We start from the raw sequence: 24,241 nt of genomic DNA, 5'->3' as shown, positions 1-24,241 counted from the left end.
GCGATCGGTGCGCCGGACGCGCGCGTCAATCGCGTGTTTCGGCTGCATGTTTTCCGCCCGTCATTGCTACCCAAAACGGCGCCGTCACCCGCGGCGCCGTTTTGCCTTTCTTGACCTTTCTGTTTCCTCGCCTTTGTTACCCTATCTCGTAATTGGTTGATTCCCCCGGGATTGCGAGCTAGTTCGATGGATACCCTCGTCAGCATGAATGTGTTTCGCTACGTCGTCGAAGTGGGCAGCTTCGTCGGCGCGGCGGAGCGCATGCAGATGTCGGCGGCGATGGCGAGCAAGCACGTGATGCACCTCGAGCAGCAGCTCGGCGCGCGGCTGCTGCATCGCACGACACGACGCGTCGCGCCGACCGAGGCGGGACGCGAATACTATGAGCGCCTCGTGCAGGCGCTGTCCGAACTCGACGAAGCCGGCCAGGCCGTCGGCGCCGCGAGCGTGGTGCCGCAGGGGCGGTTGCGCGTGACGTCGCTGTCCGCGTTCGGGCTGCGGCACGTGATGCAGGCCGTCACCGATTACGCGGGCCGGTTCCCGGACGTGACCGTCGACATGACGCTGTCCGATCGCGTGGTCGACCTGATCGAGGAAGGCTACGACGTCGCGGTGCGCGCGGCGCCGAACGGATTGAAATCGTCGTCGCTGGTCGCGCGGCAGATCGCGACCGCGCACATCCTGCTGGTCGCGTCGCCCGAGTATCTCGAGAAACACGGCACGCCGCAGACGATCGCCGATCTCGCGAACCACAACTACCTGCGGCGCGATTCGAATTCGACGATGCTCGACTCGCTCGTGATCGACGCGGCCGCCGCGTCGCGCGTGAGCCTGAACGGCAACCTGATCGTGAACCATCTCGAAGGGCTGCGCGCGGCCGTGCTCGCCGGCGCGGGCATCGCGCTGCTCGGCACCGAAGTGGTCGGCGACGACATCGAATCGGGCCGGCTCGTGCCGGTGTTGCTCGATTCCGTGCCGCCGCACGAGGCGCCGATCTATGCGGTGTATGCGAGCCGTCGCCACGTGTCCGCGAAGGTGCGCTCGTTCGTCGATTTCCTGGCCGCGCGTTTCGAAGGGCAGTCGCTGTGCCCGTCGATCGAATCGCGGCTGCGCGTGCTGCCGATCACGCGGATGAAGCGCGCGGTCTGAGCCGCATCGTCGGCCCGTCCGCTGCCGCGGCGGGGCAATAAAAAAGCGCGAACCGCAACGGTTCGCGCTTTTTCGTTTGGTTCGACGATCTCGCGTCGATGGCGACCGCGCCGGGCGCCGCCTCCGTCAGCGCGGGATGCCGAGCCGCGCCTTCGCGTCGTCGTACTCGCGCTTGAGCCGCTCGACGAGCGTACCTACGCTCGGCAGGTCGTCCATCAGGCCGACGCCCTGGCCGGCACCCCAGATGTCCTTCCACGCCTTGGTCTTGTCGCTGCCGAAATTCATCTTGGTCTTGTCGGATTCCGGCAGCGCGTCCGGATCGAGGCCGGCCTTCTCGATGCTCTCGCGGATGTAGTTGCCGTGCACGCCGGTGAAGAGGTTCGTGTAGATGATGTCCGACGATTTCGCGTTCAGGATCGCGTGCTTGTAGTCGTCGATCGCGTGCGCTTCCTGCGTCGCGATGAAACGCGTGCCCATGTACGCGAAGTCGGCGCCCATCGCCTGCGCGGCGAGGATCGAGCCGCCGTTCGCGATCGAGCCGGACAGCACGATCGGGCCGTCGAAGATCTTGCGGACTTCGCCGACCAGCGCGAACGGCGACGTCGTGCCCGCGTGGCCGCCGGCGCCGGCCGCGACGAGGATCAGCCCGTCGACGCCCGCTTCGAGCGCCTTCTGCGCGTGCCGCAGGTTGATCACGTCGTGCAGCACGATGCCGCCGTAGCTGTGCACCGCGTCGACGATCTCGCGCGCCGGTGCGCGCAGGCTCGTGATGAAGATCGGCACCTTGTGCTCGACGCACACGCGCACGTCGTGTTCGAGCCGCGCGTTCGACTGGTGGACGATCTGGTTGACCGCGATCGGGCCGATCACCGCATCGGGATGTTTTGCCTTGTGGTCGGCGAGTTCCGACTGGATCTGCGTGAGCCACGCGTCGAGCAGTTCGGCCGGGCGCGCGTTGAGCGCGGGGAACGAACCGACGATGCCCGCCTTGCATTGCGCGAGCACGAGTTCGGGGTAGCTGACGATGAACATCGGCGACGCGATGACGGGGAGCGTCAGGTTCTGCAGGACGGTGGGCAATGCCATGTGATGTCTCCAGTCTCCGGGGGGCGTTGCGGTCGGACGGTGATTCGAGTGTATTGAGTGTAGCGGCGGAACGCGTTCGTTCATATTAATACGAACGGTCGTGCGATTCTACGCGAGCTTAACAAACTGCGCGGTGTGCCGGCAATCGAGTGAGTGTTCTCTTTCTACGGTTTCGGGTGCTTGGCCCGCTGTGAAGACGCGTCGTCGCTCCTAAAATAGCCGCCATAACAAACCAACGAGAAACAAACCATGTCGTTTGAGGCGTTTGCACCGTTTCGCGTGACGGTGCAGGACACCGACATTTTCGGTGTCAAAGGAGGCACGGGTCCGCCGCTGCTGTTGCTGCACGGCCATCCGCAGACCCACATGATCTGGCATCGCGTTGCGGCGACGCTCGCGAATCACTTCACGGTGATCGCCACCGACCTGCGCGGCTACGGCGCATCGGGCCGGCCGCCGAGCGACGCGCGGCACACGCCGTATTCGAAACGGGCGATGGCGGCGGACCAGGTCGCCGTGATGCGGCATTTCGGCTTCGAGCAGTTCCACGTGTGTGCGCACGATCGCGGCGCGCGGGTCGCGCACCGGCTCGCGCTCGACCACGCGGACGCCGTCGAGCGGATGATGCTGCTCGACATCGCGCCGACGCTCGCGATGTACGAGAAAACCGATCGCGCGTTCGCGACCGCGTATTTCCACTGGTTCTTCCTGATCCAGCCCGAGCCGCTGCCCGAGACGCTGGTGGGCGCGCAGACCGATGCGTACATCGAGCGCGTGATGGGCAACCGCTCGGCCGGGCTGGCGCCGTTCGCGCCCGAGGCGCTCGACGCGTACCGGGCGGCGCTCGCGCAGCCGGGCGCCGTGCATGCGATGTGCGAGGACTACCGCGCGTCCGCGACGATCGATCTCGAGCACGACCGTGCGGATCTCGAACGCGGCAACAAGGTCGCGTGCCCGCTGCGCGTGCTGTGGGGCGAGCACGGCGTCGTCGGCCGCTGCTTCGATCCGCTCGACGAATGGCGGCGCGTCGCGCGCGACGTCAGCGGCCGTGCGCTCGATTGCGGGCACTACATTCCGGAAGAGGCGCCCGCCGCGCTGATCGACGAACTGCTCGCGTTCTTCGAGGCGCGCGACGCGGCGGCATGACGGTGCGGGCGCGCGGGCGGCGCGTGCCGCCCGCGGCTCAGGGATGTACGCTTGCCGTCGCGGCTCAGCGGTGTGCGTGGTCGTCCTCGACGAGCGGCGGCAGGCGGCGCGGCACGGGCGTCGATTTCACGATCGCGGTGCTCGTCTCCGCGCGCTCCGTCACCTTCGACAGGATGTCGTCGAGATGCTCGATCGTGCGCAGGTAGAGCCGGCAGATGAAGCAGTCGTCGCCGGTGACCTTGTCGCATTCGACGAACTCGGGAATCCGCCGCAGCAACTCCTCGACCAGATGCAACTGGCCCGGCAGCGGCTTCACGCGGACGATCGCCTGCAGCGTGTAGCCGAGCGCGCGCGGATCGAGCTCGACGGTGAATGCGGCGATCACGCCTTGCGCCTCGAGCCGCCGCACGCGGTCGGCGGTCGCGGGCGCCGACAGTCCGATCTGCCGGGCGAGTTCGCTGGTCGCGAGGCGCGCGTCGTCGGCCAGCGCGGCGACGATCGCGCGGTCGGTCGCGTCGAGCGACGTGACGGCGGGCGGGGAAAGGCGTTTTGGCATGATCGCTTTGCTTTCGAAGGTGAATTGGCGGATTCACTTCAGTTTAGTCATGGTTGTGGCGAAAGCAAGTTTCTAGAATCGAACTCATCCCCGCTTTTCAACGGAGTTCATGATGGCCTCGAATGAAATTCGCCGCGGCGCCGCCGAGATGATCGTCGCGATGCTGATGTCCGGCACGATCGGCTGGCTCGTGATGTCGTCGCAGCAGCCGCTGACCAATGTCGTGTTCTTCCGCTGCATATTCGGCGCCGCGACGCTCGCGATCGTCTGCGCGGCGTTCGGCTTCCTGCGCCGCTCGCTGTTCTCGCCGCGGATGCTCGCGCTCGTGACGCTCGGCAGCCTCGCGATCGTCGCGAACTGGCTGCTGCTGTTCGCCGCCTATTCGCGCGCGTCGATCTCGATGGCGACCGCCGTCTACAACACCCAGCCGTTCATGCTCGTCGCGCTCGGGGCCATCGTGTTCCGCGAGCGGATCACCGCGTCGACGCTCGCGTGGCTCGCGCTCGCGTTCGCCGGGCTGGTGTTCGTGGTGCGCGTCGAGCCGGCCGTGCTCGCGGTGCCCGGCGAATATCTGGAAGGCGTCGCGCTGTCGCTCGGCGCGGCATTCCTGTATGCGATCTCGTCGATCATCACGAAGCACCTGAAGGGCACGCCGCCGCATCTGCTCGCACTGCTGCAGGTCGGCCTCGGCATCCTGCTGCTCGCACCGTTCGCGCACTTCGACACGTTGCCGGCGACGGCCGGGCAATGGCTCGACCTGATCGTGCTCGGCATCGTCAACACGGGGCTGATGTACGTGCTGCTGTACGGCGCGATCCAGAAGCTGCCGACCGCGATGACGGGTGCGCTGTCGTTCGTCTATCCGGTCGTCGCGATCGTCGTCGATCGCGTCGCGTTCGGGCAGACGCTCGCGTGGACGCAGGTGTTCGGCGCATTGCTGATCCTGCTCGCGGCGGCTGGCATGAACCTCGGCTGGCGCATCGTGCCCACGCGTCGCGCGGCGGTCGGCAACTGAAACGGTCAGACGATTCGGCGCCGTTGCACGGTGACGTGGCGGCCCGTCGAGGGCGCGTATCGGGAACGACGGTTGCGCACGAAATGACGTCGCGCGCAGCCGTGAAAAGCGCTGTAAGAAGTTGTAGGGAAACACCCGATGCGATGCGGTCGCGTCGCTCGTATGATGCGGGCTGTGACGTTGATCACGTTCACAGGATTCCGATCTCGATGCCGTTCGCCCGTGAGGCTGAACGGCTTTTTTTTATGTCTCGCTGCCCGCGATCAGGCGCCGCCGCGCGTCGAGCCGCGCGAGCAGCGCGCGCCTCGCGTCGTCGTCCGACTCACGCCATCCCTTGATCTCGCCGCGCGTGCGCAGGCAGCCCGCGCACCAGTCGGTGCGCGGATCGATCCGGCAGACGTCGGTGCACGGCGACGCGACCGTGGCGACCGGCATCGTCACGTCGCTCATGCGGACTCCCGCAACGCGACGTCCGCGACCGGCGCGCCCGTCAGCGACACGAGCTCGTGCGGCGACAGGTTGAACACCGCGTGCGGATGGCCGGCGGCGGCCCACAGGCTGTCGAGCGCGAGCAGGTCGGCGTCGATCAGCGTGACCGGTTCGACCAGATGGCCGATCGGACAGACGCCGCCGATCGCATAGCCGGTGTTGTCGCGCACGAATTTCGCGTCCGCGCGGCCGACCGGGCCGACCCGTTCGGCGACCTTCCTTTCATCCACGCGATTGACGCCGCTCGCGATCACCAGCACGGGCGCGCCGTCGGCCTGCCGGCGAAACAGGATCGACTTCGCGATCTGCGCGACCGAGCAGCCGAGCCCGGCCGCGGCCTCGGCCGACGTCTTGCCGGTTTCGGCGAGCATCACGATGCCTTTCGCATGGCCGCGCTCGCGCAGCAGCAGCGCGACGCGTCGCGCGGAATCGGGGAGGGAATCGAATGAAGCGGGTGTCGTCATGTCGGGGAATCCGTGGAACGAGATGATCAGACGCAGTTCGCGGCGTCGGCCGCGCTCTGCGCCTTGGCAAGCAGTGCACGACCGGCGCGCGACACGTTTGCGCGGCCGATCGCGTTCGAGATGAAATCACCGGCGGCGACGACCTGCGCGAGATCGATGCCGGTCTCGATGCCGAGGCCCTGCATCAGGTACAGCACGTCCTCGGTCGCGACGTTGCCGGTCGCGCCCTTCGCGTACGGGCAGCCGCCGAGGCCCGCGACCGACGCGTGGAAGATCTCGATCCCTTCGAACAGCGCCGCGTAGATGTTCGCGAGCGCCTGGCCGTAGGTGTCGTGGAAGTGGCCCGACAGGCGTTCGCGCGGGAACACGCGCGTGACGGCCGCGAGCACTTCGCGCGTGCGCTTCGGCGTGCCGACGCCGATCGTGTCGGCGATGTCGATCTCGTCGCAGCCGAGCGCGGCGAACCGTTCGACGACGTCGACGACCGACGCGACCGGCACCTCGCCCTGGTACGGGCAGCCGAGCGTGCACGACACGCTGCCGCGCAGCCGCAGGCCCGCGTCCTTCGCGGCCTTCGCGACCGGCTCGAAGCGCGCGATGCTCTCGGCGATGCTGCAGTTGATGTTCCGCTGCGAGAACGCCTCGCTCGCCGCGCCGAAGATCACGACTTCGTCGGCCCGTGCCGCGACCGCATTCTCGAAGCCCTTCAGGTTCGGCGTGAGCACCGAGTACACGGTGCCCGCGCGGCGCTCGATGCCGGCCATCACGTCGGCGCCGTCGGCCATCTGCGGCACCCATTTCGGCGAGACGAACGACGCGGCCTCGACGTTGCGGAAGCCGGCGCGCGACAGCCGGTCGACGAGCGCGATCTTCACGTCGGTCGGTACGAAGGTCTTCTCGTTCTGCAGCCCGTCGCGCGGGCCGACTTCGACGATCTTGACGGCGGTGGGGAACGTCATGGTTGTCTCCGGTTTTGTGTAGGCGGAATTCAGTAGCCGCGCGCGTAGTCGACGATGCCGCTGACGGGCGTGCCGCGCTCGAACGCGCGGATCTTGCCGGCGATCTGTTCGACGGCTTCCGCGCGCAGCGTCTCGGCCGAGCTGTGCGGCGTGATCGTGATGCGCGGCGCGCGCCAGAACGGATGGTCGTCCGGCAGCGGTTCGTGCTGGAACACGTCGAGCGTGGTCGCGGCGACCTGGCCGCTTGCAAGTGCGTCGAGCAGGTCGGCTTCGACGAGATGCGCGCCGCGCGCGACGTTGACGACGTACGCGCCGGGCGCGAGCCGCGCGAACGCGCGCGCCGACAGGATGCCGTCGGTGTCGCGCGTGCTCGGCAGCAGGTTGACGAGCACCTTCGCGCCGTCGATGCACGCGTCGAATGCGCCGTCGCCGGCGAAGGTCGCGACGCCGTCGAGCTGCTTCGCGCTGCGGCTGTAGCCGCGCACCGGCAGGCCGAGCGCGGCGAGCGCGCGGGCGACTGCCGCACCGAGCACGCCGAGGCCGAGGACGGCGACGGTGAAGCTCGCGCGCGCATGCGGTTCGAGCGGCTGCCAGCGGCGTTCGCGCTGTTGCAGGTCGTATTCGTCGAAACGGCGCAGGTAGCGCAGCACCGCGTGCGTCACGTATTCGACCATCTGCTGCGCCATGCCGGAATCTTCGAGCCGCACCAGCGGCACGTGCGCGGGCAGCGTGCCCGGATGCGCGTGCTCGAGCGCGAGCAGCGCATCGACGCCCGCGCCGAGGTTGAAGATCGCGCGCAGGCCGTCGCGCGGCGCGAACAACTCGCGCGGCGGGCGCCACACGAGCGCGTAGTCGGCGGCGGCCGTATCGCCTGGCTGCCAGGCGCGCAGTTCGGCTTCCGGCAGCGCACGCGCGATCTCGTCGCGCCATGCGCCGGCGTCCTGATGCGGTGAATGGAACAGGATCTTCATTGCGTGACGGCGCGCGCGCCGGCGAGGTGCGTCGCGGGAACGACGAGTAGAGCCGGGCGCGGCGCGCCGGCGGACGTAGCGGACATCGGGCGACTCCTGACGACCGGCCCGGCGCGTCGGCGCGGGGACGGTTCCGTGTGAAGCTGACGGGAAGCCCACATTCTACGGTTTCGCCGCGCATTGCGCCGTCGTGCGGGCCGAGCGTTCGACCCGGGCCGCGTTTCGCACGGTCGCCGGGCCGTCGGCCGAGCAAAAGCAAAGCACAAAATATTGGTTCGGTCGCCGCGTGCCCGACGCCACAATCGAACCTCGTCTTCAAGCAAGCGAGGGCAATCATGCGCGCATGCAGCAAATCGGCGTGGCCGCCGCGGCTCGTCACCGTTCCGGGCCTGCACGGCAGCGAAGGCGCCCACTGGCAGACCTGGCTCGAGCGGCAGTTCCCGCGCTCGTTGCGCGTCGAGCAGCACGACTGGGACGCGCCCGATCTCGCGGGCTGGGCGCAATCGGTGCGCGCGCTGCTCGATCGCGAGCGCGGCCCGTTCGTGCTCGCCGCGCACAGCTTCGGCTGCCTCGCGGCCGCGCATGCGCTCGCGCAGTGGCCGCATGTGGGCGACGTCGCGGGCGTGCTGTTCGTCGCGCCGGCCAGCCCGAAGAAATTCACCTTTGCCGGGCCGTTCGACGCGCGCCGGCTCGCGGTGCCGTCGATCGTGATCGGCAGCGAGACCGATCCGTGGATGCCGCTCGCCGATGCGCGCGCGCTCGCGCAGCGCCTGGGCAGCGCATTCGTGAACCTCGGCGACGCCGGGCACATCAACACGGCGGCCGGCTTCGGGCCGTGGCCGCGCGCGAAATATTTCATCGACACGCTGGTGCATTGTGCGGCGCCGCTGCGCTTTCGCGACGCGGACGACGGCTTCGAGGCCGCGCTCGTCGATCGCGCGCTCGCGCACGCGGTCTGACGGGCGGGTTGCGCGGCGCCTGCCGCGCGGCGGTGGTCGCGGCATCGCGCGCCGTCGCGCTTGCGGCGCTTGTGGCGCGCGCACGGGCCTGACGGCGGCCGGGTCCGAATCCCTTGGCCGGCCGGCTCGGCATCGCCCGTGAGGCGGCGCGACACCGTGCCGTTCATGCCGTCGCCGACCGTTACGTCATGCCAGCGCTGGCTCGACGTGAGCGCCCGCCGCTCTCCCTGAGCGGTACCGACTTCTATCAGGTGGCGACGGAATCAGCCCGGCGACGACGCGGCCGTGCTGGAGGCGGCTGCATTCGCGGCGGGCTTCGCATCGTCGTCGTCATCGGGCGGGTAGTGCACGACGGGCGGCGCGAGCGGCGCGGCATCGGACGCGGCGGTATTCGCGGTGGCGTCGCTGTTGAACGCGCTGGCGGCGCCGCTCGAGGCGCCGGCCTGCGGCGCGGCGTCGGTCGCGTTGGCGTCGTGCGGTGCGTCGTCGCTGCAGGCAGCAACGAACACGGCGGCACACAGAACGACGGCGACGGAAACGCGACGCATGACTTCTCTCCTGGCAGGCTGATCGGGAAACGTTTTCGAGTATGCCGCCGCGATGCGACGTTTCGGTGAATCGTCTGCGTTCGGGGCGTGATCGCGCCAGGTTTTCGTCAGGCTGACCGAAGGCCGTCGCGGCGATCCGCCGGCACGCATGGCGGAATTTTCCAGCAGACGCGGATGCTGCGCACATTTACACGGCGCGCCACGCCGCGACCCGGCCGCGACTAGGCGGGCGCCATGCGCGCGATGGCACACATGCGCCCGGCAACTTGCGACCGTTGGCCGGCCCGTCACGCCCAAAAATCGGGCGTTATTGCCGCTTCGTCAGCGAACGGCCAGCCGCGCGCCAGCGTGGCGTCATGAAGGCGCTATCACCACCAACGCGGCCCGCTGCCGCTGGGTATGCGCCACGCACAGGCGGCCGGCACTGCACCGGTACGCTGTCCCCACAATTTCGCGGCACCCGAATTGCTCTTTGCCGATGCGCGTGCCGACCGTGCTGCCATTCAGGCACGGGCGGCACATCCGCGTCCATCCACCATGGAGCGAGCAGAAGTCATGTCCAGCGATCGATCCGATTCTCCGTCTGCCGAACCGGCGCGCGATGCCGCCGCGTCGCCGCTCGGGACCAGCCATTCAGCGGGGGCGCCGCTGCTGTCGCACGATACGCCGTCCAGCGCCGCGCGGCGCCGCTTCCTGCAGTCCGCGGCGGCTGCCGCGACCGTCAGCGCAGCATCGCACGTTCATTCGCAGCCCCCGTACGCGGCGTCCACGCCGGCTGCGCCCCGCCGCGATACGGTGCCGGCGCAGCCTGTGCGTCTCGACATCAACGGGCGCGCGTACACGCTGCAGCTGGAACCGCGCGTCACGCTGCTCGACGCGCTGCGCGAATACGCGGGACTCACGGGCACGAAGAAGGGCTGCGATCGCGGGCAGTGCGGCGCGTGCACGGTGCTCGTCGACGGGCGGCGCATCAACGCCTGCCTGACGCTCGCGGTGATGCACGAAGGCGCGCGGATCACGACCGTCGAAGGGCTGGCGCGCGGCGGCGAGCTGAGCCCGGTGCAGCGCGCATTCGTCGAATGCGATGCGTTCCAGTGCGGCTACTGCACGTCCGGTCAGCTCTGCTCGGCGACCGCGCTGCTCGACGAGTTCGCGGCGGGCGCGGGGAGCGCGGCTACCGGCGACGTGCGGCGCCGTCCCGAGCACCTGTCGGACGACGAGATCCGCGAGCGCATGAGCGGCAACCTGTGCCGCTGCGGCGCGTACCCGAACATCGTCGCCGCCGTGCGCGCCGCGCATGCGGCGCACGGCTAGCCGACGGAGGGCACCGCAATGGAAGCGATCTCCTACGAACGCGCGACGGACGTCGCCGGCGCCGTGCGCGCGGCGCAGCGGCCCGGCGCGGCATTCATCGGCGGCGGCACGAACCTGCTCGACCTGATGAAGGGCGGCGTCGCGCGGCCCGTCACGCTCATCGACATCACACGCATCGCGGGCCTCGATACGGTCGACGCGCTGCCCGGCGGCGGCGTGCGCATCGGCGCGCTGGTACGCAACAGCGACGCGGCCGACCATCCGCGCCTGCGCGCCGACTATCCGCTGCTGTCGCAGGCGCTGCTCGCCGGCGCGTCCGCGCAATTGCGCAACATGGCGACCGTCGGCGGCAACCTGATGCAGCGCACGCGCTGCCCGTATTTCTACGATCCCGCGTTCGCACAGTGCAACAAGCGCGAGCCGGGCAGCGGCTGCGCGGCGATCGGCGGCCACAACCGGATGCACGCGATCCTCGGCGCGAGCCCGCAGTGCGTGGCGGTGAACCCGTCGGACATGAGCGTCGCGCTCGCCGCGCTCGACGCCGTCGTGCAGGTGAGCGGCCCGCGCGGCGCACGGCAGATTCCGATCGCGTCGTTTCACCGCTTGCCGGGCGACCGGCCCGATCTCGACACGACGCTCGAACCGGGCGAACTGATCACCGCGGTGGACTTGCCGCCGCCGCGCTTTGCCGACCATGCGCACTATCTGAAAGTGCGCGATCGCGCGAGCTACGCGTTCGCGCTGGTGTCGGTCGCGGCCGCGCTGCGGATGGACGGCCCGCGCGTCGCCGACGCGCGAATCGCGCTCGGCGGCGTCGCGCACAAGCCGTTGCGTGCGACGGAGGCGGAAGCGCATCTCGCGGGCCGCACCCCGACCGACGCGACGTTGCGCGAGGCGGCCACGCTGGCGTTGCGCGATGCGCGGCCACTCGACGGCAATGGCTTCAAGGTCGCACTCGCGCAGCGGGCGATCGTCCGTGCGGTCGGAACGGCAGCCGCTGCCACGGGAGGTACCGCATGAACACGTTGACGGGACAACCGCTCGACCGGGTCGACGGTGTGCTGAAGGTGACGGGCGGCGCGCATTACGCGGCCGAATTCTCCGATGCGCGGCTCGCGCATGCGGTGCTCGTGACGAGCACGATCGCGTCCGGCCGCATCGAATCGATCGATGCGGCGCGCGCCCGCGCGATGCCGGGCGTGCTGATCGTGATCACGCACGAGAACGCGATGCGGCTGCCCAACGGCGGCCGGCCGCCGCTGTCGCCGCCCGCCGGGCGCCGGCTCACGTTGCTGCAGGACGACACGGTGCGCTACAGCAACGAACCCGTCGCGGTCGTCGTCGCCGAAACGCTCGAGCAGGCGACCGACGCCGCGCATGCGGTGCAGGTGCGTTATCGCGCGAGCGATGCGGTGGTGGATTTCGCGCAGGCGAAGCGCGGCGCGCGCGTGCCGCCGAAGCAGCAGGGCCGCGCGATGGATACGCAGCGCGGCGACGTCGAGGCCGGCCTGCGCGAAGGCGCGGTACGCGTCGACGCAACCTATACGACGCCGATGCAGCACCACAACCCGATCGAGCCGCACGCGACGATGGCGCGCTGGGACGGCCCGACGCTCACGCTGCACGACGCGACGCAGGGTGTGTCGAGCGCGAGCACGGCGGTGGCCGCGGTCTTCGGCATCGCGCCGGAACACGTGCGCGTGATTTCACCGTTCCTCGGTGGCGGCTTCGGCTGCAAGGGTTCGTCGTGGTCGCACGTGTCGTTGTGCGCGATGGCCGCGAAGCAGGTCGGGCGCCCGGTTCGTCTCGCGCTGACGCGGCCTCAGATGTTCGGTCCGGTCGGCGGGCGGCCGTTCACCGAGCAGCGCATCGTGCTGGCCGCACGCCAAGATGGAACGTTGACCGCGATGCGCCACGACACGATCGCCACCACGTCGACGTTCGAGGACTGGATGGAGATGTGCGGGATGCCGTCGCGCATCATGTACGCGGTGCCGAACCAGGCAACCACGCATCGGATCGTGTCGCTGAACGTCGGCACGCCGACGTTCATGCGCGCGCCCGGCGAGGCGTCGGGCTCGTTCGCGCTGGAATCGGCGATGGACGAGCTCGCGTGGCGGCTCGGCATGGACCCGGTCGCGCTGCGGCTCGCGAATTACGCGGCGGTCGATCCGCAGGAGGGCAAGCCGTGGTCGAGCAACAAGCTGCGCGAGTGCTACGAGGCCGGCGCGCGGCGCTTCGGCTGGTCGCGCCGCACCGGCGCGCCGCGCACGATGCGCGACGGCGACACGCTGATCGGCCTCGGGATGGCGGCCGCCACGTATCCGGCGAACCGCAGCGAAGCGTCGGCGCGGGCGCGCATCCTGCCGGACGGCACGGCCGAAGTCGCGTCGGGCACGCAGGACATCGGCACCGGCACCTATACGGTGATGACGCAGGTCGCGGCCGATGCGCTCGGTTTCGCGCCGCAGAACGTGCGCTTTTCGCTCGGCGATTCCAGTCTGCCGCGCGCGCCGGTATCGGGCGGCTCGCAATCGGCGGCAAGCGTCGCGCCCGCCGTGCGCGAGGCCGCGCTGCAGGCGCGCGCGAAGCTGATCGCGCTGGCGATTGCCGACTCCGGATCGCCGCTGCACGGCGCCGCGGCCGACGACGTGACGGTCGACAGCGGCTGGGTCGTGCATCGCGGCGACCCGTCGCGGCGCGATCCGGCCGCGGCGGTGATCGCGCGTGCGGGCGGCCAGCCGATCGACGCGCAGGCGACGGCGAAGCCCGGCGACGAGAAGTCGCGCTATGCGTCCCATTCGTTCGGCGCGGTGTTCGCCGAAGTGCACGTTGACGCCGAGCTCGGCACGATTCGCGTGCCGCGCATCGTCGGCGTCTACAGCGTCGGCCGCCTGCTCAACGCGAAGACGGCGCGCAGCCAGTTGATCGGCGGGATGGTGTGGGGGCTCGGCACCGCGCTCGAGGAAGGCTCGCATCTCGACGTGCGGCACGGCCGCTTCACGAACGCGAATCTCGCCGAATATCACGTGCCCGTGAACGCGGACATCGGCGAACTCGACGTGAGTTTCGTCGACGAAAACGACACGCATTTCAATCCGCTCGGCATTCGCGGCATCGGCGAGATCGGCATCACCGGCGTGCCGGCCGCGATCGCCAATGCGGTCTATCACGCGACCGGCGTGCGGGTGCGCGATCTGCCGATCACGCTCGACAAGGTGGCGATGCCGATGCGCGCGTGAGCGTCGGCATCGGCATTGGCGTTAGCGCCGCGGCGTCCTGCGCCGCACTTCGCTGCGCAGCCAGTCGAGCCAGGTGCGGATCGCGGCTTCGTGCGGATGGCCGGGGCGCCACACGACGTAGTGCGCGTACACGTCGGTGATGCGTACCGTCGACACACGCACGAGCGTGCCGTCGGCGAGTTCCGGCTCGATCAGCGAGCGGCGCGCGAGCGCGACGCCGCGGCCTTTCAGTGCCGCGTCGATCAGCGCGTTCGTGTCGGTGAAGCGCGGCGCGCGCGCGGATTCGGTGAGGTCGAGCCGCGCGGCCTGGCACCACGGTTCCCACGGCTGCGCGGTATGGCGCAGCAACGTCGCGCGCACGAGATCGGCCGGCGTACGCGGCGCGACGCCGTCGCGATTGCGGTATGCAGGGCTCGCGACCGGGAAGATCGTCTCGTTCATCAGCTTCTCGGCGACGACGCCGGGCCACGTGCCGGGCCCGTAGCGCAACGCGACGTCGATGCGGTCGCGCTTGCGCAGCGGCGCGAGCGCCACGTCCGGATGCAGCACGATCGAGATGTGCGGATGCGCGGCGGAGAAGCGCGGCAGGCGCGGCGCGAGCCAGCGCTCGGCGACGCTCGGCAGCACGCTCACGTTCAGCGTTACGTCGCAGGTGCGCGGGCGGCGGCGCACCGCCAGCGTCGGCTCGAACGCGCGTTCGAGCACGCTCAGGCCCTGGCGAACCTGCAGTGCGAGGGCATGCGCGGCGTGCGTCGGCGTCGCGCCGTTGCGTTCGCGCGTGAACAGCGGATAGCCGAGCTGCGCCTCGAGCGCGCGAATGTGCTGGCTGACCGCGCCTTGCGTGAGTGCGAGTTCGTCGGCCGCGCGCGTGAAGCTCTGCAGCCGCACGGCGGCTTCGAACGCGCGCAGCGTCTGCAGCGGAGGGAGGTGGATGCGTCGCATACGGGTATTAGTATCACTAATGTCCGAGCACGACAATTCATCGTTTGCCGCGCATCGGCATGCGTTCCTACACTCGGTTCCGTCTTCCACAGCCCGTCGGGCCACCCCGCCATGAACGCCTATCGTCTCTATCTTTCGCCGGGCGCCTGCTCGCTCGCCGCCCACATCGCGCTGGAGGAAACCGGCGCGCCGTTCGACGTCGAGATCGTGTCCGTGCGCGAGCAGCAGAACCTCGAAGCGCGCTATCTCGCGATCAACCCGAAAGCGCGCGTGCCCGTGCTCGCGATTCCGGGCGAGCCGCGCGTGCTGACCGAAACGCCGGCGATCCTCACGTATCTCGCGCGCCGCTATCCGGATGCGCAATTGCTGCCGCTCGACGATCCGCTGCGCGAGGCGCGGTGCCACGAATGGCTCGCCTGGCTGGTCGGCTGGGTGCATGGTGTCGGTTATGGCGCGCTGTGGCGGCCGGGCCGCTTCATCGACGATCCGGCGCTGCACGGCGCGGTGAGCGCGCATGGGCGCGGCACGATCGACGCCGCGAACGCGTCGATCGAAGCCCTGCTGGCCGACGGCCGCACGTGGGCCGAGCCGGGCGCGCATTCGATCGTCGATCCGTTCCTGCTCGTGCTGTATCGCTGGGGCGTCGCGATCGGGCTCGACATGACCCGGCATCCCGCATGGACCGCTCATGCACAGCGCGAGGCCGAACGGCCGGCCGCGCGGCGCGCGCTGGCGCGCGAGGCGGCCTGACGAGGGGGAGCGGGCGTCGCGGGTCTTTGCTGCGACGCCCGCGTCGCCCGAGTGAAACGGGCGGGGCGGCTATTTCGCCGCGAACAGCGGGTAGGTCGCGCCCGCGACCAGCGCCGCCGCGAGCCACACCACGCTCCACGAACTCGCGGCGAGCAGCGGCGGAATCGCGAGCGGCGTCGCGAACAGCCCGAGGTAGACGACCGTGTTCGCCATCCCGAGCGCGGTGCCCGCGTGGTTCGCGCCGGCGAGCGTCGCGAGCTCCGTGTACGCGACGCCGTGCCACGCCGACACACAGATGCCGGCGAACACGAGAATCGCGACGATCGCGGCGAGCGGCACATGCGGGCTGCCGGCCGTCGCCGCCGCGAGCAGCGTGAACGACCCGGCCGCGACGAACACGGAGCCGCGCAGGTACGCGCGCCGGTTGCCGTGCCGGTCGGTGTGGCGGCCGCTCCAGACGCGCATCACCATCGCGCCGAGCTGCAGCGCGACCATCGCCGCGCTGATGCCGGCGAGGCCGAGCCGGCCGAAGTCGTGCAGGAACACCGTCGCGAACGTGAGTACCGCGAACTGCGGCGCGCACAACAGGCCGATGCCGAGCACGATCCGCCACACCGGGCGGCTCGCCAGCGGATTGCGCGTGGGGCTGGCGGCCTGCGGCCGTTGGGCCGCGCGAGGCGTGGAGACGTGTGGGGCGAGGTGCGCCGCGGCCGGCTCGGCGGGCGGCTCGTGCAGCCAGCGCCACGTGAGCGCGGCCGATCCCGCGCACAGCAGCATCAGCGCACCGAACACCGCGGCGAAGCCGGCATGCGACGCGAGCGACGGCAGCAGCGCCGCGCCGAGGCCGCCGCCGAGCGGCACGGCCGTCTGGCGGATGCTCATCGCGAGCCCGCGTTCGCGCTCGCCGAACCAGCGCATCACCGCGCGCCCGCTCGAGCCGTTCACGCTGCCGCCGAGCAGGCCGACGCAGCACATCGCCGCGACGACGCGCATCAGCGGCGGCACCGCGTGCGCGGTCGGGACGATCGTGCACACCATCAGCGCGAGCATCGCGGCCGTCGCGACGAGCCCGGTCAGCAGTACACGGCGGTCGCCGAAGCGGTCGGCGGCGATTCCCCACGGCAGCTCGGACAGCGCGACGCCGAAGCCGAGCGCGCCGAGCACGAGGCCGAGCGCGCCGTTGTCGAGGTGATAGGCCGAGCGCATCCACACGGCCGTGGTCGGAATACCGGCCGCGGCGGCCGAAAAGCTCAGGTTCGCGGCGACGCCGGCCGCCAGCACGCGCCAGCGATGGGCGGGCCCGCGCACGTCGCGGGCAAGCGAGGAGGGAGAAGCGATGCACGACGTATCCATGACGACAGGCCCGGTTCGAAGTTGACGTCCACAGTCTGGCGGCCTACATTCATCCTGAAAATCGGAAAGTTTTTGATGAATCGTTCGATAAATCAGGATGATTGAGATGCCCGGACAAGACATTCCGCGCGACGGCGGCGAGCCGCTCGCGGGGGCCGATGCCGCGCTGGCGCGGCCCAACTTCGACGTCGCGGCGCTGCGCAGCCTCGTCGCGGGCGTGGATCTCGGCAGTTTCGCGAAGGCGGCCGACCGCGTCGCGCGCTCGTCGTCGGCGGTGAGCGCGCAGATTCGCAAGCTCGAGGAGCAGGCCGGCACGCCGCTGTTCGTGAAAGCCGGGCGCGGGCTCGCGCTGACCGACGCCGGCGACGCGATGCTGCGCTACGCGCGGCGGATGATCGAGCTGAACGACGAGGCGGCCGCGGCCGTGCGGGGCGTGAAGCTCGACGGCTGGGTCCGGGTCGGGCTGCAGGAGGATTTCGGCGAGGCGATCCTGCCGGACGTGCTCGGGCGGTTCGCGCGCGCCCATCCGAAGGTGAAGATCGAGGCGCGCGTCGCGCGCAACGCCGATCTGCTCGACCGGCTCGATGCGAACCAGCTCGATCTGGCGCTCGTGTGGGGCGATCCGGCGTCGGCGGCGCTCGTGTCGCGGACGGGCGTCGACAGCGAGGCGATCGCGCAGGTGCCGATGCAATGGATCGGCGCGGTGGCGGGCGGGGGTGTCGGGATGATGGACGGCGGCGGGGATGCGGGTGGGGAGGGCGGTGTGCGCGGTGAGGGCGGCCGTGCCGTGCGTGCGACGGACGAGCCGTTGCCGCTCGTCGTGTTCGACCGGCCGTGCCGGTTCTTCGGCGCGGCGACCGATGCGCTCGACCGTGCGGGCGTGCCGTGGCGCGTCGCGTTCACGACGCCGAGCCTAGCCGGCTTATGGGCGGCCGCGGCGGCCGGTCTCGGGCTGACGGTGCGCTCGCATTACGGGCTGCCCGCGTCGGTGCGCGTGCTCGATGCGGCGTCGTGCGGGCTGCCGGCGCTGCCGAGCCTGCCGCTGATCCTGCTGCGGCGCACGTCGTCGGCGACGCCGACGGTCGATCGGCTCGCGCGGATCGTGACGCAGGCGGTGGGGGAGGCGACGGAGGGAGCGCTTGCGGCGTGATTCCGGACGCGACGACCAGCCAGTGTCCGAGCGGCTGGACGTTCGGCCTATTGGAGCAATGACGCGAATGTCGTAACAATGGTGGGTCACTCAATGGAGCTCATCATGCAAGTTGCCACTGTTCCCGAAGCCACGCTCGATCTGCAGCGGCTTCTCGATGCCGCGATTGCCGGCGAACGTGTCGTGATCACGCAGGCCGGCAAGCAGGCGGTCCGGCTCGTGCCGCTCAGGCCGATTCATCCGTACGGGGCCATGGAGGGCGAGATATGGATAGCCGACGACTTCGATGCACCGCTTCCCGACGATTTGTTGGACGCGTTCGAAGGCAAGTAATGCGACTGCTGTTCGATACGCATATCTTTCTCTGGATGGTTGCGAATAATCCGAAGCTGAGTGTTCGCGCGCGCAGGTTGATTGATTCCGCAGACGAAGTGTTCATCAGCAGCGCGAGTATCTGGGAAGTGGCCATCAAAGCCAGCAAGGGGAAGCTGGACGTCGATGTGGATCGGCTGGTCGACAAGCTCAAGATGAGTCAATACCGGGAACTGCCCGTTCGGGCCGCACACGGTGCGGCCGTTCGTCATCTTCCCCATCACCACGGCGACCCGTTCGACCGATTGCTGGTCGCGCAGGCCTCGTACGAGCCGATGGTGCTCATCACCGCCGACGGCCACCTTGCGCAGTATGGTGCGTCAAGAATCTTGACGGTCTGAAACAGTTTCGGGATCGAGTCCCTACGCTGTAGCAGCCGCCGACGCGGACGCTTCGAGCTCCGCACGGAGCTTGTCCAACCGCTCCCGCAACCCCTCGCTCGCCGGCACGAACGGCAGCCGCAACCCGTCCTCGCACCACCCCTGCGCGGCGAGCACGGCCTTCACCGGCGCCGGGTTGGGTTCTGCGAACAGCGCTGCGACGAGCGGCTGCAGCGCGACCGACAGGCGCCGCGCATCGGCGAGCCGCCCGTCGCGCAGTAGCGCATGGATGCGCACATGCCATTCGGGCAGCACGTGGGCGCTGCTCGCGATCGCGCCGTGCGCCCCCGCGCACATCGCCGCGAAATTCTGGTTGTCGTCGCCGGACAGGATCGCGAGCGGCGTGTCGTGCACGAGCCGGCTCATCCGGTCGAGCGTACCGCCGCATTCCTTGATGCCGGCGACGCGCGAGTCGCACGCGAGCGCCTGCAGCGTGTCCAGTTCGACGTTCACGCCGGTGCGGTACGGGATGTTATAGACGAGCACCGGCAGGTCGGCCGCGTCGACGATCGCTTCGACATGGCGGCGGATGCCGTCCTGCGTCGGCCGTACGTAGACGGGCGGCGTGACGAGCAGCCCGTCGGGGCGCAGCGCCGCGAGTTCGCGCGCGCGGGCGGCCGCGAAGTGCGTCGCGCTCGCGGTCAGCCCGACGACGATCGGCAGCGCGGGCGCCGCATCGCGCAGCGTCGCGAACACCGCGTCCTGTTCGCGCGCGTCGAGCAGCACGCCTTCACCGGTCGTCGCCCCCGCGACGAAGCCTGCGATGCCCGCGGCCACATAGTGGCGTGCGAGCCGCGCGAGCGCTGCATGGTCGACCTCGCCATGATGAAACGGCGTGATGATCGGCAGCCAGATACCTTCGAAACGTGTGTTCATGCAAAGCCTCATGGTGGAAACGGAGTGAGAAGGAACCGTTCCGCCGGCGGTGTGCCGGAGCGAGGCGTGCGTGCAAGGAGAAAGAAACGACCTGCGGGCATCCCGTCCGGCATTCGCCTGACGGGACGCGACGTCCCCGTCAGTCGAGGAGTCGTTTTTTCAGTTTCAGCCCGGCCGCGCGCGCACCTGCCGCGACGGCGGCGAGGATCGAGGGCGAGCGCAGGGTAGCGGACATGGATGAACCGTGAGTGGGCTGAGCGGCGATCTTAACACCGGGGCGGCGGCGCGCGCGAGCCCCCGGCCGCCGTTTAGCAGAATTCGAGATTTGCTTTCCACGACTGATTGGAAGGCGCGCCGCGGCCGGCCGCTAGAATGCCCGCTTACGTTTCGATGACAGCGCGTACGCGTGCGGTCACGCACATTCACCACCACTGGAAACGGGGCATATCACGATGGCAAGCATCAAGGGGATCGGCCGCTGGCTGCACACGGGTGCGGCGGCGGCGCTGGTCGTGGCGGCGACGGCCGCGCACGCGGACACGTCGATCCTGAACGTGTCGTACGACGTGACGCGCGAGCTGTACAAGGACATCAACACGAGCTTTGCCGCCGCCTACAAGCAAAAGACCGGCGAGACGGTCACGATCAAGCAGTCGCACGGTGCATCGAGCGCGCAGGCGCTGTCGGTGCTGCAGGGGTTGCAGGCCGACGTCGTGACGATGAACCAGCCGAACGACATCGACCTGCTCGCCGAGCGCGGGCAGCTTCTGCCCAAGGACTGGCGCGCGCGCTTCCCGGACAACAGCTCGCCGTACTCGACGACGATGGTGTTCCTCGTGCGCAAGGGCAACCCGAAGGCGATCAAGGACTGGAGCGATCTCGCGAAGCCGGGCGTCCAGGTGATCATCGCGAACCCGAAGACGTCGGGCAACGGCCGCTATGCGTATCTCGCCGCATGGGGCTTCCAGAAGCAGAAGGGCGCGACCGACCAGCAGGCCCTCGACTTCGAGAAGGCGATCTTCCGCAACGTGCCGGTGCTCGATTCGGGCGGCCGCGGCGCGACGACGACGTTCACGCAGCGCGGCATCGGCGACGTGCTCGTCACGTTCGAGAACGAAGTCGCGCTGATGGACACGGGCGCGTCGGGCGCGCAGTTCGACGCCGTGTATCCGTCGGCGAGCATCCTCGCGGAGCCGCCCGTCGCCGTCGTCGACAAGGTGGTCGACAAGAAGGGCACGCGCAAGGTCGCGCAGGCGTATCTCGACTACCTGTACACGCCGGAAGCGCAGGAGATCATCGCGCAGCACCATCTGCGCCCGCGCGATGCGGCCGTGCTGAAGAAGCATGCGGCCGAGTTCAAGGCGCTGAAGACGTTCAGCGTCGAGCAGGTCTTCGGCAGCTGGGCGAACGCGCAGAAGACCCATTTCGCCGACGGCGGTACGTTCGACCAGGTGATCGTCGACCGGAAGTGAGCGCGGCGCGCGCGACGCGCGGGTTCGCATGACGACGCAGCCGGCCGCTCGTGCGGCCGGCTTTTTTACGCCTGCGCGGCGCGTTGCCGTTCCAAACCGGCCCGCATTCCCGGCCGCCGCCGCGCGTGCTACGCTCATCGCCTCCCTGCAACCGGCGCCGCGCGATGAACGTCGATTCGTCCTCCCCAGCCTCCCGCGGCCATGGCCGCAAGATCTGGTCGGGCACCCGCCCGGTGATCGCGTACGGGATGCCGCCGCTCGGCTGGCGCGACTTCTACCATCGCGCGCTGACGGTCAGCTGGCCCGTGTTCTTCCTGTCGCTCGCGGTGCTGTTCCTGCTGCTCAACGGCGGCTTCGCGACGCTCTACCTGCTCGGCTATGCGCCGATCGCGAACCAGTCGCCGGCCGGCTTCGGCGGCGCGTTCTTCTTCAGCGTCGAGACGCTTGCGACCGTCGGCTACGGCGACATGCATCCGCAGACGGTCTATGCGCACCTCGTCGCGACGTTCGAGATCTTCGTCGGGATGTCGGGCATCGCATTGGCCACGGGGCTCGTGTTCGCGCGGTTTTCGCGGCCGCAGGCGAAAATCCTGTTCGCGCGCTACGCGATCGTGCGGCCGCTCAACGGCCGGATGACGCTGATGGTGCGCGCCGCGAATGCCCGCCAGAACGTGATTGCCGAGGCGCAGGCGAAACTGCGGCTGATGCGCGTCGAAGGCACGCACGAGGGCTACTCGCTGCGCAAGATTCACGACCTGCCGCTCGTGCGCAACGAGCATCCGATCTTCCTGCTCGGCTGGAACCTGATGCACGTGATCGACGAGTCGAGCGCGCTGTTCGGCGAGACACCCGAGTCGCTCGCCGCGCGCGAAGCGTCGCTGCTGATCACGATCGAGGGCTCGGACGAGACCACCGCGCAGGTCATGCAGGCGCGTCATGAGTGGGCGCATGACGCGATCCGCTGGGGCCACCGCTATGTCGACCTGATGCACGATGAGGACGGCATCACGCACATCGATTACACGCATTTTCATGAAGTCGTGCCGATCGACGTCGATACCGACGAGCGCGGTTCGCCGGGCGTGGTGATCGACGCGGGTGCGTCGGCGCCGGGGCCGGCCGCGCAGGCGTGATCAAGGGCGGCGGGGCGCCGCCCCGTCGCGCGTCATGCGTGCAGCAGACGCGCCGCTTCGCGCTGTTCGATCGCGACCGCGCGGCGGAACGCGTCGCGGTCCTCGGCGCGTGCGACGTAGTCGCCGAGCACGCCTTCGTGCGGCAGCAGATGCGCGTCGAACGCGATCTTCAGCGTGCTGGCGAGCAGCAGGTCGGCCGCGGTGAAGCGTTCGCCGACGAGCCAGCGGCTGTGGGCGAGCGCTTGTGCGAGGGCGCGCTGCACGCGCGTGATATTGCCCCAGCCGAATGCGACCGGGTTGCCCGACGCGCCGGTGAATTTCTCGGCCATCGCCGGTTCGAGGCAGGTCGGCGTGAAGAACATCCACTGGAGGAAGCGGCCGCGCAGCGGATCGTCGGGCGCGACGCCGAGCCCGGCGTCCGGGCAACGGTCGGCAAGATAGAGCAGCACGGCGCCCGATTCGGCGAACGGGGCGCTGCCGTCGTCGAGCGCGGGCAGCTTCGCCATCGGGTTGACCTGCACGAACGCGTCGCTGCCCTGTTCGTGCGAGCGCAGGTCGATCGGCACGAGTTCGTACACTCCGCCGATTTCCTCGAGCATCCACAGCGCCCGGAATGCCCGGGTCTTCGGCCAGTAGTAGAGCTTCATCGCGCCTCCGCGTTTGGGTGCTGCTGTCGATCCGGTCGATGCTCAAGCGTACCCGAGCGCGGGAGGTTGGGACAGGGGCGTCCGGCTAGGGGCGCCCGGCCAAGGGCGCTCCGCTAGGGGTACCAGGTTTGGTTGCACGCAGCTGATTCGATGCGCTGGGGCAGCGGTGAATCGCGGGAGATGACCCGCAGAGCCTTGTGTGACTGAAGTTCGTAATATAACTAGTTATAGCAAAACTAGTTATGAAAATTCAAAAAATCCTTGGCGCGAACCAGCATTGCTACACTGCGCCCGGCTCATTGCCCAGTACCCACGCATACGGTAACGCAATCGCCCGGCCGCGCTCGCCGACGCATCACGCACCACCGCACTCACCGGAGACAAGTCACGCATGGCAACCGACGATCGCACCACGATCATTCCGCGCAGAACGCCCGAATCGGCGGCCATGGTGGCCGAGGTCAAGCGGGCGATGGCGATCACCGCGCGGCTCAACCGCCTGACGTTCGACGATGCGGCGGACGTACGCGCATTGTTCGGTGAACTGATCGGCACGCAGGTGGACGACGGCTTCGTGCTGATCCCGCCATTCCATGCGACGGGCGGCGCCGGCATGAAGCTCGGACGCAACGTGTTCGTCAACCAGAACTGCACGTTCTACGACCTGGGCGGACTCGAGATCGGCGACGACGTGATGATCGGCCCGAACGTCAGCCTGATCACGTCCGGTCATCCGGTCGAGCCTTCGCGGCGGCGCGACGGCGTGATCGCGAAGCCGATCGTGATCGAGCGGAACGTGTGGATCGGCGCGGGCGCGACGATCATCGGCGGCGTGACGATCGGCGAGAATGCGGTCGTCGCAGCCGCGGCCGTCGTTACCCGGGACGTTCCGCCGAATACGCTGGTCGGCGGCAATCCGGCGAAGATCATCCGGTCGATTGCCGAATAACGTCGCCCGGGTGTGCGCGCCGGTGCGATGAGGCATCGGCGGAGGGATGTGGACAACCGCTCACCACGCTCACTCGAAACGCTGTGCATTTGAACGGTGAGCGTGCCGCCGAGGCCGTCCCGACAAGCCTTTCCAGCTTTTCCCGATTGTCACGCGCCGAGTCGTCCGTCGATCGGCAGAGGAAGATCCGGGCGTGCGCCGGTTGTGGATATCTGCGGCCCGAAACGACTCGGCGCGCTGTGGTTTTCACAGGTGAGGGTGACCGGACGCTGCGCGATACATGAAGCGGGTTGTGGACAACTCGCGGCAAATCGAAGCG

The 24,241-nt window shown here is 69.3% G+C and carries 25 protein-coding genes; 14 read left to right on the top strand and 11 right to left on the bottom strand.

What is annotated here, in order from left to right; genetic code table 11:
• Positions 1–186 precede the first annotated feature (186 nt).
• Entirely contained in the window at positions 187–1,149 is a 963-nt protein-coding gene (locus AP428_RS12460) for a LysR family transcriptional regulator (protein ID WP_006477616.1), read from the top strand.
• A 126-nt stretch (positions 1,150–1,275) separates the two neighbouring features.
• Here the strand turns inward: AP428_RS12460 and AP428_RS12455 are convergent, their stop codons facing one another.
• Positions 1,276–2,235, bottom strand: coding sequence for a nitronate monooxygenase family protein (locus AP428_RS12455; protein ID WP_011546368.1), 960 nt, complete (start codon positions 2,233–2,235; stop codon positions 1,276–1,278).
• Between the two features lie 249 nt (positions 2,236–2,484).
• Between AP428_RS12455 and AP428_RS12450 the strand changes: the two genes are divergently transcribed.
• A complete protein-coding gene (locus AP428_RS12450) occupies positions 2,485–3,381 on the top strand; it encodes an alpha/beta fold hydrolase (RefSeq protein ID WP_054928118.1) in 897 nt (298 codons plus the stop codon).
• A 64-nt stretch (positions 3,382–3,445) separates the two neighbouring features.
• Here the strand turns inward: AP428_RS12450 and AP428_RS12445 are convergent, their stop codons facing one another.
• Complete coding sequence (locus AP428_RS12445) at positions 3,446–3,937, bottom strand: Lrp/AsnC family transcriptional regulator (protein ID WP_006477619.1); 492 nt, start codon at positions 3,935–3,937, stop codon at positions 3,446–3,448.
• 112 nt (positions 3,938–4,049) lie between these two features.
• Here AP428_RS12445 and AP428_RS12440 point away from each other — a divergent pair, with 112 nt between their 5' ends.
• Positions 4,050–4,952, top strand: a complete 903-nt coding sequence (locus tag AP428_RS12440; RefSeq protein ID WP_054928117.1) for a DMT family transporter — start codon at positions 4,050–4,052, stop codon at positions 4,950–4,952.
• A 243-nt stretch (positions 4,953–5,195) separates the two neighbouring features.
• On the opposite strand, the gene AP428_RS12435 is transcribed toward AP428_RS12440, so the two are convergent.
• From AP428_RS12435 to AP428_RS12420, 4 genes are read right to left on the bottom strand one after another with little or no spacing between them, the layout of a single operon-like run.
• Positions 5,196–5,402, bottom strand: a complete 207-nt coding sequence (locus tag AP428_RS12435; RefSeq protein WP_006477621.1) for a DUF1289 domain-containing protein — start codon at positions 5,400–5,402, stop codon at positions 5,196–5,198.
• Complete coding sequence (locus AP428_RS12430; RefSeq protein WP_012329351.1) at positions 5,399–5,905, bottom strand: YbaK/EbsC family protein; 507 nt, start codon at positions 5,903–5,905, stop codon at positions 5,399–5,401. Before AP428_RS12430 ends, AP428_RS12435 begins: the two co-directional genes overlap by 4 nt.
• A 26-nt stretch (positions 5,906–5,931) precedes the next feature.
• Positions 5,932–6,864: a hydroxymethylglutaryl-CoA lyase gene (locus AP428_RS12425; protein WP_012329350.1), complete on the bottom strand. Its 933-nt coding sequence runs from the start codon at positions 6,862–6,864 to the stop codon at positions 5,932–5,934.
• A gap of 29 nt (positions 6,865–6,893) precedes the next feature.
• Positions 6,894–7,835: a glyoxylate/hydroxypyruvate reductase A gene (locus AP428_RS12420; protein ID WP_054928116.1), complete on the bottom strand. Its 942-nt coding sequence runs from the start codon at positions 7,833–7,835 to the stop codon at positions 6,894–6,896.
• Between the two features lie 335 nt (positions 7,836–8,170).
• Here AP428_RS12420 and AP428_RS12415 point away from each other — a divergent pair, with 335 nt between their 5' ends.
• A complete protein-coding gene (locus tag AP428_RS12415; RefSeq protein ID WP_012329348.1) occupies positions 8,171–8,794 on the top strand; it encodes an alpha/beta hydrolase in 624 nt (207 codons plus the stop codon).
• A gap of 263 nt (positions 8,795–9,057) precedes the next feature.
• On the opposite strand, the gene AP428_RS12410 is transcribed toward AP428_RS12415, so the two are convergent.
• Positions 9,058–9,342, bottom strand: a complete 285-nt coding sequence (locus AP428_RS12410; protein WP_027809422.1) for a hypothetical protein — start codon at positions 9,340–9,342, stop codon at positions 9,058–9,060.
• Positions 9,343–9,897: 555 nt separating this feature from the next.
• On the opposite strand from AP428_RS12410, the gene AP428_RS12405 reads away from it, so the two are divergent.
• The 3 genes from AP428_RS12405 to AP428_RS12395 are packed head-to-tail and all read left to right on the top strand — an operon-like array spanning position 9,898 to position 13,898.
• Positions 9,898–10,656: a (2Fe-2S)-binding protein gene (locus tag AP428_RS12405; RefSeq protein ID WP_054928115.1), complete on the top strand. Its 759-nt coding sequence runs from the start codon at positions 9,898–9,900 to the stop codon at positions 10,654–10,656.
• Positions 10,657–10,674: 18 nt separating this feature from the next.
• Positions 10,675–11,676 (top strand): xanthine dehydrogenase family protein subunit M, encoded by a 1,002-nt coding sequence (locus AP428_RS12400; RefSeq protein WP_054928114.1) that lies wholly within the window; start codon positions 10,675–10,677, stop codon positions 11,674–11,676.
• Positions 11,673–13,898 (top strand): xanthine dehydrogenase family protein molybdopterin-binding subunit, encoded by a 2,226-nt coding sequence (locus AP428_RS12395; RefSeq protein ID WP_054928113.1) that lies wholly within the window; start codon positions 11,673–11,675, stop codon positions 13,896–13,898. Before AP428_RS12400 ends, AP428_RS12395 begins: the two co-directional genes overlap by 4 nt.
• 21 nt (positions 13,899–13,919) lie before the next feature.
• Here the strand turns inward: AP428_RS12395 and AP428_RS12390 are convergent, their stop codons facing one another.
• Positions 13,920–14,840, bottom strand: a complete 921-nt coding sequence (locus AP428_RS12390) for a LysR substrate-binding domain-containing protein (RefSeq protein WP_054928112.1) — start codon at positions 14,838–14,840, stop codon at positions 13,920–13,922.
• A gap of 111 nt (positions 14,841–14,951) precedes the next feature.
• On the opposite strand from AP428_RS12390, the gene AP428_RS12385 reads away from it, so the two are divergent.
• Complete coding sequence (locus AP428_RS12385; RefSeq protein ID WP_011546356.1) at positions 14,952–15,590, top strand: glutathione S-transferase family protein; 639 nt, start codon at positions 14,952–14,954, stop codon at positions 15,588–15,590.
• A gap of 69 nt (positions 15,591–15,659) precedes the next feature.
• Here the strand turns inward: AP428_RS12385 and AP428_RS12380 are convergent, their stop codons facing one another.
• Complete coding sequence (locus tag AP428_RS12380; RefSeq protein ID WP_054928111.1) at positions 15,660–16,943, bottom strand: MFS transporter; 1,284 nt, start codon at positions 16,941–16,943, stop codon at positions 15,660–15,662.
• Positions 16,944–17,049: 106 nt separating this feature from the next.
• Here AP428_RS12380 and AP428_RS12375 point away from each other — a divergent pair, with 106 nt between their 5' ends.
• From AP428_RS12375 to AP428_RS12365, 3 genes are all read left to right on the top strand, one after another.
• A complete protein-coding gene (locus AP428_RS12375) occupies positions 17,050–18,093 on the top strand; it encodes a LysR substrate-binding domain-containing protein (protein ID WP_054928154.1) in 1,044 nt (347 codons plus the stop codon).
• 93 nt (positions 18,094–18,186) lie between these two features.
• Entirely contained in the window at positions 18,187–18,426 is a 240-nt protein-coding gene (locus AP428_RS12370; protein ID WP_077179876.1) for a type II toxin-antitoxin system Phd/YefM family antitoxin, read from the top strand.
• Entirely contained in the window at positions 18,426–18,806 is a 381-nt protein-coding gene (locus AP428_RS12365; RefSeq protein ID WP_027811667.1) for a type II toxin-antitoxin system VapC family toxin, read from the top strand. The genes AP428_RS12370 and AP428_RS12365 overlap by 1 nt, the downstream gene beginning before the upstream one ends.
• Before the next feature lie 21 nt (positions 18,807–18,827).
• Here AP428_RS12365 and dapA read toward each other — a convergent pair whose 3' ends face one another.
• On the bottom strand, positions 18,828–19,721 hold the full coding sequence (gene dapA, locus AP428_RS12360; RefSeq protein WP_054928110.1) for a 4-hydroxy-tetrahydrodipicolinate synthase: 894 nt from the start codon (positions 19,719–19,721) through the stop codon (positions 18,828–18,830).
• Between the two features lie 452 nt (positions 19,722–20,173).
• Between dapA and AP428_RS12355 the strand changes: the two genes are divergently transcribed.
• Positions 20,174–21,193, top strand: a complete 1,020-nt coding sequence (locus AP428_RS12355; RefSeq protein WP_011546350.1) for a sulfate ABC transporter substrate-binding protein — start codon at positions 20,174–20,176, stop codon at positions 21,191–21,193.
• Positions 21,194–21,357: 164 nt separating this feature from the next.
• Positions 21,358–22,326 (top strand): ion channel, encoded by a 969-nt coding sequence (locus AP428_RS12350; RefSeq protein ID WP_054928109.1) that lies wholly within the window; start codon positions 21,358–21,360, stop codon positions 22,324–22,326.
• Positions 22,327–22,358: 32 nt separating this feature from the next.
• Here the strand turns inward: AP428_RS12350 and AP428_RS12345 are convergent, their stop codons facing one another.
• On the bottom strand, positions 22,359–22,973 hold the full coding sequence (locus AP428_RS12345) for a glutathione S-transferase family protein (protein ID WP_012329338.1): 615 nt from the start codon (positions 22,971–22,973) through the stop codon (positions 22,359–22,361).
• Between the two features lie 391 nt (positions 22,974–23,364).
• On the opposite strand from AP428_RS12345, the gene AP428_RS12340 reads away from it, so the two are divergent.
• Positions 23,365–23,922: a DapH/DapD/GlmU-related protein gene (locus tag AP428_RS12340; protein ID WP_011546348.1), complete on the top strand. Its 558-nt coding sequence runs from the start codon at positions 23,365–23,367 to the stop codon at positions 23,920–23,922.
• Positions 23,923–24,241: the final 319 nt, after the last annotated feature.

Source organism: Burkholderia sp. E168m22, from assembly GCF_001319805.1.
Taxonomy (GTDB): Bacteria; Pseudomonadota; Gammaproteobacteria; order Burkholderiales; family Burkholderiaceae; genus Burkholderia; species Burkholderia orbicola.
This window is presented reverse-complemented; position numbering and strand designations above follow the sequence as displayed.